This window comes from Curtobacterium sp. MCPF17_046, from assembly GCF_003224295.1.
In the GTDB taxonomy this organism is placed as follows: Bacteria; Actinomycetota; Actinomycetes; order Actinomycetales; family Microbacteriaceae; genus Curtobacterium.
This window is the reverse complement of record NZ_QKLB01000002.1, coordinates 300,100-313,521: the sequence shown is the minus strand read 5'-3', so window position 1 is coordinate 313,521 and position 13,422 is coordinate 300,100. Positions and strand designations below refer to the sequence as shown.

At 70.7% G+C, this 13,422-nt stretch carries 15 protein-coding genes; 14 read left to right on the top strand and 1 reads right to left on the bottom strand.

What is annotated here, in order from left to right; genetic code table 11:
- The first annotated feature begins 329 nt into the window (after positions 1-329).
- Positions 330-563 carry a hypothetical protein gene (locus DEJ32_RS03050; protein WP_110889806.1) on the top strand — a complete coding sequence of 78 codons (234 nt, stop codon included), beginning with the start codon at positions 330-332 and terminating at the stop codon, positions 561-563.
- Positions 564-701: 138 nt separating this feature from the next.
- Here DEJ32_RS03050 and DEJ32_RS03045 read toward each other — a convergent pair whose 3' ends face one another.
- On the bottom strand, positions 702-1,712 hold the full coding sequence (locus tag DEJ32_RS03045; RefSeq protein WP_110889807.1) for a glycoside hydrolase family 6 protein: 1,011 nt from the start codon (positions 1,710-1,712) through the stop codon (positions 702-704).
- 165 nt (positions 1,713-1,877) lie between these two features.
- On the opposite strand from DEJ32_RS03045, the gene DEJ32_RS03040 reads away from it, so the two are divergent.
- From DEJ32_RS03040 to DEJ32_RS02980, 13 genes are all read left to right on the top strand, one after another.
- Positions 1,878-2,420: an adenine phosphoribosyltransferase gene (locus DEJ32_RS03040; RefSeq protein WP_110900246.1), complete on the top strand. Its 543-nt coding sequence runs from the start codon at positions 1,878-1,880 to the stop codon at positions 2,418-2,420.
- A gap of 61 nt (positions 2,421-2,481) precedes the next feature.
- Positions 2,482-4,503, top strand: a complete 2,022-nt coding sequence (gene thrS / locus DEJ32_RS03035; RefSeq protein ID WP_375342309.1) for a threonine--tRNA ligase — start codon at positions 2,482-2,484, stop codon at positions 4,501-4,503.
- A complete protein-coding gene (locus DEJ32_RS03030; RefSeq protein WP_110900245.1) occupies positions 4,503-5,081 on the top strand; it encodes an HIT domain-containing protein in 579 nt (192 codons plus the stop codon). The genes thrS and DEJ32_RS03030 overlap by 1 nt, the downstream gene beginning before the upstream one ends.
- Before the next feature lie 12 nt (positions 5,082-5,093).
- Positions 5,094-6,011 (top strand): pyridoxal 5'-phosphate synthase lyase subunit PdxS, encoded by a 918-nt coding sequence (gene pdxS / locus DEJ32_RS03025; protein WP_110824933.1) that lies wholly within the window; start codon positions 5,094-5,096, stop codon positions 6,009-6,011.
- Entirely contained in the window at positions 6,001-6,600 is a 600-nt protein-coding gene (gene pdxT / locus DEJ32_RS03020) for a pyridoxal 5'-phosphate synthase glutaminase subunit PdxT (RefSeq protein ID WP_110900244.1), read from the top strand. The genes pdxS and pdxT overlap by 11 nt, the downstream gene beginning before the upstream one ends.
- A 98-nt stretch (positions 6,601-6,698) precedes the next feature.
- Positions 6,699-7,463: a YebC/PmpR family DNA-binding transcriptional regulator gene (locus tag DEJ32_RS03015; protein ID WP_110824935.1), complete on the top strand. Its 765-nt coding sequence runs from the start codon at positions 6,699-6,701 to the stop codon at positions 7,461-7,463.
- Between the two features lie 4 nt (positions 7,464-7,467).
- A complete protein-coding gene (gene ruvC / locus DEJ32_RS03010) occupies positions 7,468-8,100 on the top strand; it encodes a crossover junction endodeoxyribonuclease RuvC (protein ID WP_110824936.1) in 633 nt (210 codons plus the stop codon).
- Positions 8,097-8,717, top strand: coding sequence for a Holliday junction branch migration protein RuvA (gene ruvA, locus DEJ32_RS03005; RefSeq protein ID WP_110889811.1), 621 nt, complete (start codon positions 8,097-8,099; stop codon positions 8,715-8,717). The genes ruvC and ruvA overlap by 4 nt, the downstream gene beginning before the upstream one ends.
- The gene (gene ruvB, locus DEJ32_RS03000; RefSeq protein WP_110824938.1) at positions 8,714-9,751 is read left to right on the top strand and encodes a Holliday junction branch migration DNA helicase RuvB; all 1,038 of its coding nucleotides are present in this window, start codon (positions 8,714-8,716) and stop codon (positions 9,749-9,751) included. The genes ruvA and ruvB overlap by 4 nt, the downstream gene beginning before the upstream one ends.
- Before the next feature lie 67 nt (positions 9,752-9,818).
- Entirely contained in the window at positions 9,819-10,205 is a 387-nt protein-coding gene (gene yajC / locus DEJ32_RS02995; protein ID WP_110824939.1) for a preprotein translocase subunit YajC, read from the top strand.
- Between the two features lie 93 nt (positions 10,206-10,298).
- Positions 10,299-12,044, top strand: a complete 1,746-nt coding sequence (gene secD / locus DEJ32_RS02990; RefSeq protein WP_110889812.1) for a protein translocase subunit SecD — start codon at positions 10,299-10,301, stop codon at positions 12,042-12,044.
- A complete protein-coding gene (secF, locus tag DEJ32_RS02985) occupies positions 12,044-13,042 on the top strand; it encodes a protein translocase subunit SecF (protein WP_110900243.1) in 999 nt (332 codons plus the stop codon). Before secD ends, secF begins: the two co-directional genes overlap by 1 nt.
- The gene (locus tag DEJ32_RS02980; protein ID WP_110824942.1) at positions 13,042-13,401 is read left to right on the top strand and encodes a rhodanese-like domain-containing protein; all 360 of its coding nucleotides are present in this window, start codon (positions 13,042-13,044) and stop codon (positions 13,399-13,401) included. The genes secF and DEJ32_RS02980 overlap by 1 nt, the downstream gene beginning before the upstream one ends.
- Positions 13,402-13,422 lie beyond the last annotated feature (21 nt).

Sequence of the window (13,422 nt, the reverse complement as noted above, 5' to 3'; positions counted from 1 at the left end):
GCCGCGCCGCACGCGCCGTGCACGCCACGACTGCCCGTCCTGCTGACGGCCGCCCGTCCTGCTGACGGTCGCCCGTCCTGCTGACGGCAGCCGGGCGTGGCGGCGGGGTGGACCGAGGTCGGGCCGCGAGCGGCGGACGTCTCCCGCGACGACTCCACGCGGTGACCCCGTTCGGTCACCGACAATGCAGCCGTGCGCATTCCTGCGCGCCCGGCGACCATTCTCGCCCGCATTCACCGGGCGGTCTTCCGGACCCGTTCCCGACGCATTTCCGCGCTCGGTGGTCGGGTTCTCCGTCATGCCCTCGGGCACTCACGAAAGGCACCACCGTGTCGAACGACATCGACGTCCGTCCCCCCGATACCCGCGCGGTGCGCCGCCGGGTCACGCTCGCCGACCGCATCGCCCTCCGGATCGGCATGTCGCTGATCATCTGGAGCCGTCGGACGCACCACGTGCGCCCCTCGGTCGACTTCGCGACCCGGCAGCGGCTCGACCGCGAGCGGCGCGAGCGCGAACTCGACCTGCTCGTGCGGAGCGCCGCGATGCGCATGTGGCGCTGAGCGCGCCGCGCCGCGTCGCGGCCGCCTCCGCACGGACGGAGCTGCACCACGATCGGACCACGAAGACGACATCGGACCAGGCTCGTCGCCTGGTTCGATGTCGGATTCCTGGTTCGACCCCCGACGGCGTGCCGGCGCCTAGCGCTTCCGGTTGGCCACCAGTGCGACCGCGTACGACGGGAACCACGTGCCGGCAGCGGGGCCCCCGTTGCAGGTCCCGTCGCTCGCGCCCGGCGTCTTCACCCAGAGCAGGGCGTCGAGCCGGGTCCTGCCCGCCGCGACCTGCGGTCGCCCGCCGAGGCCGGCCCCGGTGGGGTTGCACCAGGTGCCGAGCCACCCACGACCGTTCCTCGACACGTCGATGACGTACCGGGCACCGCCCGTCATCGTGCTGAGTCGCTCGGCGTAGACCCGCTCACCGTCGACGCCGTAGAAGTTCGCGACGTTCGTGAAGAAACCCCGGGCCTGGGCGACGCCGGCCTCCCGCAGGTACGACGCCTGCAGCTCCGCGCTGTTCCAGTTCTCGTTGCCACCGTCCAGGTAGGTGGGGACGCCCGCGGCGGCGTAGTCGCGCACGGCGGCAGCGATGATCCCCGGCCGTCTCGCGCGTTCTGCGGTGCACGTGCTCAGGTGCGCCAGGGAGTCCGGCTCGACGATCACGACGGCCCGGTGCCCCTTGAGGTCGGCCGCGATGCGGCGGTTCCACTCGGCGTACCGGGACGGGGTGAGGCCGCCCGCCGAGTACCCGCCGCAGTCGCGGTTCGGCACGGCGTAGGTGACGAACACCGGTGTCGTGCCGGCGCGCTCGGCGGCGGCGAGGTTCCGTGCGATCACGCGGTCCAGCGCGTCGCCCGTGTACCACTCGCCGAGCCAGATCGCGATCGGCTGCTGCGCGATGGTCCGGGCCGCAGCGGCCTCCCTCGTCCGGCCCGCAGCGCTGAGTGCCGCCGCGGCCTGCGCGGGCTGGCTGTCCGACTGCCGGAACAACCCACCGGCGAAGACCTGCCCGGGTGTCGCGGAGTGGAGGGCAGCGCGCGGCAGCGGTGCGACGACGGCCGCTGTCGCAGGGGCCGGGGACGTGACGCTGCCCGCAGCCACCGCCGTCGCTGCGATCGCGAGCGCGACCAGTGTCCTGATCCTCGAGTGCATGATCCCGTCCTGTGTCCGTCCGCTGCCGGGACGCCCCCGCCGTCCCGCTCCACCTGCCGCAGACCATCAGAACCCGTGGAGCGGCGAGAGGGCGATCTCCAGAACGAGGGACAGACGCCGGACAGCCGGGTACGTGCGGCGCCTGCGGTCGCGTACCGTTGTGCGGTGACCGAAACCGCAGCTGCACTCGTCGAGCGCCTGACCGCCATCGTCCCGGACTTCCCGAAGCCCGGCATCCTGTTCCGCGACGTGACGCCGGTGTTCTCCGACCCGGTGGCGTTCGGCCGCGTCTGCGAGGCCCTCGCGGCGCCGTTCGCGATCGGCGCGGGCTTCCAGGCGGTCGCCGGCATCGAGGCGCGCGGGTTCGCCCTCGCCGGCGGCATCGCGGCGCAGCACCAGGTCGGCGTCCTGACCGTGCGCAAGGCCGGCAAGCTGCCCGGCGAGGTGCTCGGCGAGCAGTACGCGCTCGAGTACGGCGAGGCAGAGCTCGAGCTCCGGCCTGGCCAGCTCCCGCAGGGCACGCGCGTGCTCGTCGTCGACGACGTCCTCGCGACCGGGGGCACCGCTGCGGCGACGGTCACGCTGCTCGAACGCGCGGGGTACGAGGCGATCGGCTTCGCCTCGCTGCTCGAGCTCGACGGGCTCTCGGGCCGGGAGCGCCTCGAGCCGCGCCTGCCCGTCACGACGCTCGGCCGCGTCCCCGCCTGAACCGCCACGGCCGCGCACTAGTCTTGAGCCACCCCTGAACCGACCGAGGAGCACCACCATCGTGACCGACGCAGTCGCACCCGAGCCCGCCGACGTGCCCCAGGCGCCCGAGCCCCGCACCGCGACGACGACCACGACGGGCACCGAGCTGTTCGACGGCGTCCGCGGTGTCGTCGCCGTCCGGGTGGCCGGTGTGCTCAAGGACCTGGCGGCCGAGGTGGCGGCCGGCGACGTCGTCGAGCCGGTGACCCTCGACGAGCAGGACGGCCTCGACATCCTCCGGCACTCCGCCGCGCACGTGCTCGCGCAGGCGGTGCAGCAGATCAACCCGGACGCGAAGCTCGGCATCGGGCCGCCGGTCACCGACGGCTTCTACTACGACTTCGACGTGGCCGAGCCCTTCACGCCCGAGGACCTCAAGGCGATCGAGAAGGGCATGGACCGCATCGTCAAGCAGGCCCAGCGCTTCCGCCGCCGGGTCGTGACGGACGACGAGGCCCGCGAGCTCATGGCGGGGGAGCCCTACAAGCAGGAGCTCATCGGCCTGAAGGGCGCCGCTGCCGAGGGCGACTCGGGCGAGAGCGTCGAGGTCGGCGCGGGCGAGCTCACCGTGTACGAGAACGTCGACCCGAAGTCCGGCGAGGTCGTCTGGCAGGACCTCTGCCGCGGCCCGCACGTCCCGCACACCCGGTGGATCGGCAACGCGGCGAAGCTCATGCGCGTCGCCGCCGCCTACTGGCGCGGGTCGGAGAAGAACCCGCAGCTGCAGCGCGTGTACGGCACCGCCTGGCCCGACAAGGACCAGCTCAAGGCGTACCTCGTGCGCCTCGAGGAGGCGGCGAAGCGCGACCACCGCAAGCTCGGCGCCGAACTCGACCTGTTCTCGTTCCCCGACGAGATCGGCTCCGGCCTCGCGATCTTCCACCCCAAGGGCGGCATCATCCGCCGTGAGATGGAGGACTACTCGCGTCGTCGGCACGAGGAGAACGGCTACTCGTTCGTCTACACGCCGCACATCACCAAGGGCGACCTGTTCGAGCAGTCCGGTCACCTCGGGTGGTACAAGGACGGCATGTTCCCGCCCATGCACATGGACGAGGCGCGGGACGAGGACGGCAACGTCACCCGACAGGGCGCGGACTACTACCTCAAGCCCATGAACTGCCCGATGCACATCCTGGCGTACCGGTCGCAGGCCCGCTCCTACCGCGACCTGCCGCTGCGGATGTTCGAGTTCGGCACGGTCTACCGCAACGAGAAGTCCGGCGTCATCCACGGCCTCACCCGGGTTCGTGGCCTGACCCAGGACGACGCGCACATCTTCACCACGCAGGAGAAGATGAAGGAGGAGCTCACCACGACCCTCCAGTTCGTGCTGTCCCTGCTCCGCGACTACGGTCTCGACGACTTCTACCTCGAGCTCTCCACCAAGGACCCCGAGAAGTACGTCGGCGACGACGAGGTCTGGGAGGTCGCGACGAACACCCTGCGCGAGGTCGCCGAGGAGTCCGGGCTCGAACTCGTCGCCGACCCAGCCGGTGCGGCCTTCTACGGCCCGAAGATCTCCGTGCAGGCGCGCGACGCCATCGGCCGCACCTGGCAGATGTCCACCGTGCAGCTCGACTTCAACCTCCCCGAGCGGTTCGGCATCGAATACACGGCTGCCGACGGCACCCGTCAGCGCCCGGTGATGATCCACCGCGCCCTGTTCGGGTCGATCGAGCGGTTCTTCGGCGTCCTGACCGAGCACTACGCGGGGGCGTTCCCGGTCTGGCTGTCCCCGGTGCAGGTCGTCGCGATCCCCGTCGCCGAGGAGTACGGCGACTACCTCGACGAGGTGGTCGCGAAGCTCCGTGCGAAGGGCGTGCGCGCCGAGGTCGACCACTCGGACGACCGCATGCAGAAGAAGATCCGCACGCACACCAAGGCGAAGGTGCCGTTCCAGCTCATCGCGGGCGGCGACGACCGCGACGCCGGGGCGGTCAGCTTCCGGTTCCGGGACGGCCGCCAGGACAACGGCGTGCCCGTGGACGAGGCCGTCGAGCGCATCACGACGGCCATCCGCGACCGCGTGCAGGTCTGATGTCCGGCCCGCTCGACGACGAGGGCGACCCGCTGGTGATCCGGGACGCCGCCACCCAGGCGGCGGTCCCGGACGCCTTCCAGCGCCTGTGGAACCCGCACCGGATGGCGTACATCGACGCCGGCCGGGCGGGCGAGGGTCGCGGGCACCGTGACGACTGCCCGTTCTGCGAGGCACCGCGGAAGTCCGATCGTGAAGCCCTCATCGTCGCGCGGGGCGAGCACGCGTACGTGTTGCTCAACCTGTACCCGTACAACAACGGCCACCTGCTCGTCTGCCCGTACCGACACGTCCCGCTCTACGACGAGGCGTCGCCGGAGGAACTGCAGGAGATCGGCGAGCTGACCCAGACCGCGATGCGGGTCCTCCGCCGGGTCGCCCACTGCGACGGGTTCAACATCGGGATGAACCAGGGCGAGGTCGCCGGCGCCGGTGTTGCCGCACACCTGCACCAGCACATCGTGCCGCGGTGGCAGTCGGACGCCAACTTCTTCCCGATCATCGCCCGGACGAAGTCGCTCTCGCAGATGCTCGGCGAGACCCGTCGACTCGTCGCCGAGGGGTGGCCGGAGCACTAGACTGGGGGGATCATGAGCGACAGCACCCCCAGCACCGTCACCGCCACTTCGACCACCGGGTCCTCACGCGTCAAGCGCGGCCTCGCGGAGATGCTCAAGGGCGGCGTCATCATGGACGTGATCGACGCCGACCAGGCCCGCATCGCCGAGGAAGCCGGCGCCACCGCCGTCATGGCCCTCGAGCGCGTCCCGGCCGACATCCGTGCGCAGGGTGGTGTCGCCCGCATGTCCGACCCGTCGATGATCGAGGAGATCATCGCCGCCGTGTCGATCCCGGTCATGGCGAAGGCCCGCATCGGCCACTTCGTCGAGGCCCAGGTGCTCCAGGAGCTCGGCGTCGACTACATCGACGAGTCCGAGGTGCTCTCGCCCGCCGACTACGTCAACCACATCGACAAGTGGGGCTTCACGACGCCCTTCGTCTGCGGTGCGACGAACCTCGGCGAGGCCCTCCGCCGCATCACCGAGGGCGCGGCCATGATCCGCTCCAAGGGCGAGGCCGGCACCGGCGACGTGTCCGAGGCCACGCGCCACATCCGCACCATCTCGAAGGAGATCGCGGCGCTGCGGAACCTCAAGGAAGACGAGCTCTACGTCGCCGCCAAGGAGCTGCAGGCCCCGTACGACGTCGTGAAGGAGGTCGCGCAGACCGGCTCACTCCCGGTGGTGCTCTTCACCGCCGGTGGTGTCGCCACCCCCGCCGACGCCGCGATGATGATGCAGCTCGGCGCGGACGGCGTGTTCGTCGGCTCCGGCATCTTCAAGTCCGGTGACCCGGCCAAGCGCGCCGCGGCGATCGTCAAGGCCGTGACCTTCCACGACGACCCGAAGGTCATCGCCGAGGTCTCGCGTGGGCTGGGCGAGGCGATGGTCGGCATCAACGTGGCCGACGTCCCCGCGCCGCACCGCCTCGCCGAGCGTGGCTGGTAACGCCGCGCCCCGGATCGGCGTCCTCGCCCTGCAGGGGGACTTCCGCGAGCACATCTCGTCCCTCACGGAGCTCGGCGCCGACGTCGTGCCGCTCCGCCGTCCGGAGGAGTTGGCGGCGCTCGACGGCGTCGTCATCCCCGGCGGTGAGTCGAGCGTGATGGACAAGCTGTCCCGGACGTTCGGCCTCGCGGAACCGCTCGCCGATGCCATCCGGGGTGGCCTGCCGGCCTACGGCACCTGCGCGGGCATGATCATGCTGAGCGCGCGGATCACCGACGGCATCGCCGGGCAGCACACGCTCGGGATCCTCGACACGACGGTCCGACGCAACGCCTTCGGCAACCAGAACGACTCGTTCGAGACGGACATCCCGATGCCGGAACTCGGCGCGGACCCCGTGCACGCGGTGTTCATCCGGGCGCCCGTGGTCGAGGAGCACGGCGTCGACGTGCGCGTGCTCGGGGCGCTGACCGACGGGCAGGTCGTCGCGGTGCAGCAGGGCAACGTGCTGGCGAGCGCTTTCCACCCGGAGGTCGCGGGGGAGGACCGCTTCCACCGGCGCTTCCTCGACCTGGTCCGTTCCGCCTGAGCCGGGCCGCCGGTCGGCGGCGCCAGCGAGGCGGAGCCCGGCCGAGCCTCCCGGGTCGGTAGACTGGACCGGATTTTCGGCTAGACGCAAGGAGAACCGTGTCCGGGCATTCCAAGTGGGCAACGACCAAGCACAAGAAGGCGGTCATCGACCAGCGCCGTGCGAAGTCGTTCGCCAAGCTCATCAAGAACATCGAGGTCGCCGCGAAGATGGGCGGCGCCGACATGTCGGGCAACCCGACGCTGGTCGACGCGGTCCAGAAGGCCAAGAAGACCTCGGTGCCGAACGACAACATCGACCGTGCCGTCAAGCGCGGTGCCGGCCTGACCGGTGAGTCGATCGAGTACACGACGATCATGTACGAGGGCTACGGCCCGAACGGCGTCGCGTTGCTCATCGAGTGCCTCACCGACAACAAGAACCGCGCTGCGGCCGAGGTCCGGACCGCGATGTCGCGCAACGGCGGCACCATGGCCGACCCGGGCAGCGTCGCCTACAACTTCAACCGCAAGGGTGTCATCTCGGTCACGAAGACCGACGGGCTCTCCGAGGACGACGTCATGACGGCCGTGCTCGACGCGGGTGTCGAGGACGTCATCGACCAGGGCGGCGGCTTCGAGGTCATCACCGAGGCATCCGACCTCGTCCAGGCACGCACGGCCCTGCAGGACGCGGGGATCGACTACGACTCCGCCGACGCCGAGTTCGTGCCGAACCTCAAGGTCGAGGTCGATGCCGACACCGCCCGCAAGGTGTTCAAGCTCATCGACGCGCTCGAGGACTCGGACGACGTGCAGAACGTGTACGCGAACTTCGACGTGCCCGCCGACGTGCAGGCCGAGCTCGACGAGGACGAGGAATAAGACCGTGCTCCGCGTGCTCGGGGTGGACCCCGGGCTCACCCGGTGCGGTGTCGGCGTGGTCGAGGTCACGCCGGACCGGCGCGCCCGCCTCGTGCACGTGACGGTCGTCCGCACCCCGGCGGACATGGCCCTGGAACTGCGGTTGCTCGCGATCGCGGAGGGCATCGCGGAGCAGATCGACACGCACCGGCCGGACGCCGTCGCCGTGGAACGCGTCTTCGCCCAGGCGAACGTGCGCACCGTGATGGGGACCGCGCAGGCGTCCGGACTCGCCCTGCACGCCGCAGCGGCGCGCGGGCTGCCGGTCGGGCTGCACACCCCGTCCGAGGTGAAGGCCGCCATCACCGGGTACGGCAACGCGGACAAGCGGCAGGTGCAGGCGATGGTCGCGCGGGTCCTCGGCCTGGCCGAGGCACCGAGACCGGCGGACGCCGCGGACGCGCTCGCCCTCGCGGTGTGCCATGCCTGGAGGCTCGGCTCGCCGGACGCCGTCAGCACCGGCACGCAGACGCTCACGCCCGCGCAGCGCGCGTGGCGTGACGCGCAGGCCGGTGCAGCCGGGCGGAGCGCGGCGTCCCCGCTCGTGCGGAGCGGCGGTCCGAGGACGTCCGCGGTCCGCCCTAGGCTCGGGGCATGATCGCGAGTCTCCGGGGCACCTGCATCGACGTGGCCGGATCGACCGCCGTGGTCGAGGTCGGGGGAGTCGGGTACGCGGTGACGGTCACGCCGGCGCACGCCCTGACCATGCGTCACGGCGCAGAGGTGTTCGTCCGCACGGCGCTCATCGTCCGCGACGACGCCTTCGAGCTGTTCGGTTTCGACTCGGTCGAGGCGCTCCGTGTGTTCGACCTGCTGCGCAGCGTGTCCGGCGTGGGGCCGAAGTCCGCGCTCGGCGTCCTCGGGCAGATGACCGCGGCACAGGTGGCGAACGCCGTCGCGAACGACGACGACGGCGCGTTCCGGAAGGTCTCCGGGATCGGTCCGAAGACGGCCAAGCTCATCATCGTCGCCCTCGCCGGCAAGCTCGCCGCGTTCGAGGCGCCGACCGCCTCGGCTGCCGCCGGTGCGGTCGCCGCGCACCCCGCCTCCGAGGACGTCGTCATCGCACTGGTCGGACTCGGCTGGCGCGAGGAGGCCGCCCGGTCGGCCGTCGACGACGCCGTCGCGAACGAGCCCGGCGTCGCCCAGATGGGGACGCAGGCGCTCCTCCGCGCCGCGCTCGGCACGCTCCGACCGGCGGGTGCCGGCCGATGAGCGGCGGCATCACCGCGGCCGACGCCCAGTCGCCCGAGGAGCTCGCGTTCGAGGGAGCGCTCCGCCCGAAGTCCCTCGACGAGTTCGTCGGGCAGCGGAAGGTCCGCGGGCAGTTGGACCTGCTCCTCAAGGCCGCTGCCATGCAGGACCGGACGCCGGACCACATCCTGATGGCCGGACCGCCCGGACTCGGCAAGACGACGCTCGCGATGATCGTGGCGCACGAGTCGAACCGCCCCCTGCGGATGTCGAGCGGCCCGGCGATCCAGCACGCGGGTGACCTCGCCGCCGTCCTCTCGTCGCTCATGCCCGGCGAGGTGCTGTTCATCGACGAGATCCACCGGATGGCCCGATCGGCCGAGGAGATGCTCTACCTCGCGATGGAGGACTTCCGCATCGACGTCATGGTCGGCAAGGGCGCCGGTGCGACGAGCATCCCGCTCGACCTCGCCCCGTTCACCCTCGTCGGTGCGACCACCCGGGCCGGACTCCTGCCGAACCCCCTGCGCGACCGCTTCGGCTTCACCGCGCACCTGGAGTTCTACGAGCGTGACGAGCTCGAGCAGGTCCTCATCCGCGCCGCCCACCTGCTGGAACTCGACTTCGACCGGTACGCCCTGCGGGAGATCGCCGGGCGCTCCCGCGGGACCCCGCGCATCGCGAACCGTCTGCTGCGACGGGTCCGCGACTTCGCGCTCGTGCACGGCACCCGGGACGGCATGGCCGCGGTCCAGGGCGCACTCGACCTGTACGACGTCGACGAGTACGGCCTGGACCGGCTCGATCGCGCCGTGCTCGAGACGATGCTCACCCGCTTCGACGGCGGTCCGGTCGGGCTCAACACGCTCGCGGTGTCCGTCGGCGAGGAGTCCGAGACGATCGAGTCGGTCGTCGAGCCGTTCCTCGTCCGCATCGGGCTCGTCACGCGGACCCCGCGCGGCCGCATCGCGACCCCGCAGGCCTGGCGGCACTTCGGGCTCACGCCAGGACAGGCCGCAGCACAGCCGGGGTTGTTCGACGCCGACGGTGCGTGAAGGACCGGACATCTGCGTGCTCTAGACTGCTCGCGCCCGAAACCGCTCGACCGACCGGAGGGTCCCCATGGACCAGTACTTCCTCATCATCATCATCGTGGCGTTCGCGGCCTTCATGTTCTACAGCAGCCGCAAGCGCAAGAAGCAGCAGTCGGAGACCGCCAGCCAGATGGTCCCCGGTGCCCGTGTCATGCTCTCGTTCGGCCTCTACGGCACGCTCGTGTCCGTCGACGACGAGAAGGTCACCGCAGACGTCGAGATCGCACCGGGCACCGTCGTCACGGTGCACCGCCAGACCCTGTCCCGCGTCGTGCCGGAGGAGACTCCCGAGGCCGTCGAGACGACCACCACGACCGAGCCCGCGGCGGACCACGTCACCGAGCTGAACGGCGAGCCGATCTACGGCGAGCGGGTCGAGGACGTCGACACCACGAAGCGCAAGACCGAAGACTGACCGACGACGCCGTCGGGACCGCCCGACGGTGCGACACCATGGGCCCCGTGCGTTCCGACGTGCGGGGCTCACGACAGAAAGACGAGACGACCGGTGGCACGATCGACACCCGTCAAGAAGGCGCTCCGCTCGCTCACCTGGTTGGTGATCATCCTGGCGATCCTCGCGGGGCTGAACACCGCAGCGTCGATCCTCGCGAGCACGTCGAAGGACGCCTCCGACAAGTGGTACGACGGAGCGAGTTGGGTCCCGGAGCTCGCGCTCGACCTGCAGGGCGGGACCCAGATCACCCTCGCGGCACAGAGCACCGAGGGGTCGGCCGTCACCTCGGAGCAGCTGCAGCAGGCGGTGAACATCATCCGCCAGCGCATCGACGCCACCGGTGTCTCGGAGTCCGAGATCAACACCCAGGGCGCCAACAACATCGTCGTCTCGATCCCCGGCAAGCCCGACCAGGAGACCATCCAGCGCATCGAGGCCGCCGCGAAGCTGACCTTCCGTCCGGTGCTCTACACCGAGGCCGCGTCGGACAGCGCCGTCGGCGACGACGGCTCGCAGTCCGCGTCCCCGACGCCGTACTCGCCGCCCGCATCGCTCCAGGCCACTCCGAGCGCCGAGCCGACCAACGGCAGTGACCTGGCCTGGGTGACGCCCAAGCTGCAGGACCTGTACACGAACTACAAGTGCTCCGCCCCGGACGACGTGACCGCCGCCCCGGACGACGAGCCGCTCGTGACGTGTGACGCCGACGGCACCGCGAAGTACATCCTCGGCCCGGTCGAGGTCTCCGGCGCGGACATCAGCAACGCCACCTCCGGCCTCGCCTCGAACTCGCAGGGCACGACGACGGGCGAGTGGGCCGTCAACCTGACCTTCAACGGCGCCGGCACGAAGGACTTCGCGACGGTCACGAACCGCCTCGTCTCGCTCGCGCAGCCGCAGAACCAGTTCGCCATCGTCCTGGACGGCACGGTCATCACGGCACCGTCGACGAACGCGGCGATCACGAACGGCAAGGCCCAGATCACCGGCGCCTTCACCGCGGACTCGTCGAAGACCCTCGCCGACCAGCTGAAGTACGGCGCGCTGCCGATCAACTTCCAGGTGCAGTCGAACGAGGTCATCTCCGCCACGCTCGGCACCGCACAGCTCGTCGGCGGTCTCGTCGCCGGCCTCATCGGCCTCGTGCTGGTCATCATCTACTCGGTCATCCAGTACCGGGCGCTGGCGTTCGTCACGGTCCTGTCGCTCGGCGTCGCCGCAGCCCTGACCTACCTGGTCATCGCGATCATGTCCTGGCGGGTCGACTACCGGCTCTCGCTCGCGGGTGTCGCCGGCCTGATCGTCGCGATCGGGATCACGGCGGACTCGTTCATCGTCTACTTCGAGCGCATCCGTGACGAACTGCGCGACGGCCGCGCCCTCGAGAGCGCGGTTGAGTCCGGTTGGAAGCGTGCGCTCCGCACGATCCTCGCCTCCGACTCGGTCAACTTCCTCGCCGCCGTGACGCTCTACGTGCTCGCGGTGAGCGACGTGAAGGGGTTCGCGTTCACGCTCCTCCTGACCACCCTCATCGACGTCGTCGTCGTGGCGCTGTTCACGCACCCGATGATGCAGCTCATCGCCCGCAGCCGGTTCTTCGGTGAGGGGCACACGTTCAGCGGTCTCGATCCGGCCGCCCTCGGCGCGGTGTACCGCGGCCGCGCGCAGTTCCGCGCACCCATCGTCGACGGCAAGCGGCAGCGCAGTGCGCGTGAGGCCGCCCGCCGCCAGACCATCGCCGAGCGCAAGGCATCCGGCAGCACGGGCAACGACACCGGCAACGGGAAGGACAGCTGATGGCGAGCTTCAGCCAGTTCGGCAGTGACCTCTACACGGGCAAGCGGTCCTACGACTTCGTGGGACGGCGGAAGACGTGGTACCTCATCGCGGTCGCCTGCATCGTGATCTCCCTCGCGGTGCCGTGGCTCCGTGGCGGGTACCAGCTCGGCATCGAGTTCACCGGCGGCTCCGAGTTCACGGTCTCGGACGCCGAGTCGACCGACCAGAACATCGCCACCGAGACCGTCGAGCGCGTGGTGTCGGACGAGGCACCGCGTGTCTCGCAGCTCGGGACCCACGGCATCCGCGTGCAGACCGGCCAGCTCACGAACGCGCAGACCGACGAGATCGCCTCGGACCTCGCGGCCGCGTACGACGTGCCGGAGTCCCAGGTCGCCGCGACCTTCATCGGAGCGACGTGGGGCGCGGACGTCCTGGCGCAGGCCATCCGCGGTCTGGTGATCTTCCTCGCCTTGGCCGCCGTGTTCATGGCGCTGTACTTCCGCACCTGGAAGATGTCGCTCGCGGCGATGACCGCGCTCGTCCACGACCTGCTCATCACGGCCGGCGTGTACGGCATCGTCGGTCTCGAGGTCACCCCCGCGGCCGTGATCGGCTTCCTGACGATCCTCGGCTACTCGCTCTACGACACGGTCGTGGTCTTCGACAAGGTCCGCGAGAACACCGCGATCGAGTCGCACCGGACGTTCAAGCAGTCCGTCAACCTCGCGATCAACCAGACGCTCGTCCGGTCGATCAACACCTCGGTCGTGGCGCTGCTGCCGGTCGCGGCGATCCTCTTCATCGGGTCGTACGTCCTCGGCGCCGGCACCCTGCGGGACATCTCCCTCGCGCTCTTCATCGGCATCATCGTCGGCACCTACTCGACGATCTTCCTGGCGGCGCCGATGTACGCGCACCTCCGCGAGAACGAGCCCAAGGTCCTCGCGAGCGACGCGAAGAAGGCACAGGCGGCCGCGAAGCAGCGTCCCGTGCAGGCCGGGGCGGACGTCTGATGGGCCCGCAGGAGGTCGAACTGGCCGACGCGCTCCAGCGGATCGAGGACGGCGCGCCCCTGATCGACGTGCGCGAGCAGTCCGAGTGGGACGAGGTGCACGCACCGCAGGCGACGCTGCTGCCGATGTCGGAGCTGCAGGCGCGGTGGGCCGAGGTGCCCGCCGACGACGAGCACCCCGCGGTCGTCGTGTGCCACAGCGGGTACCGCTCGGCCCAGGTCGTCGCCGCGCTCGAGCGCGCCGGTGTCCCGGCGGTCAGTCTCGCCGGCGGGATGGTGGCGTGGGAGCAGTCCGGCGCCCCGGTGGTCCGCCCCGGACGGACTCCCGCCGCTGACGGCGAACGTGGTCACGAGCACTGATCCGACGCGCGTAGTGTTGTC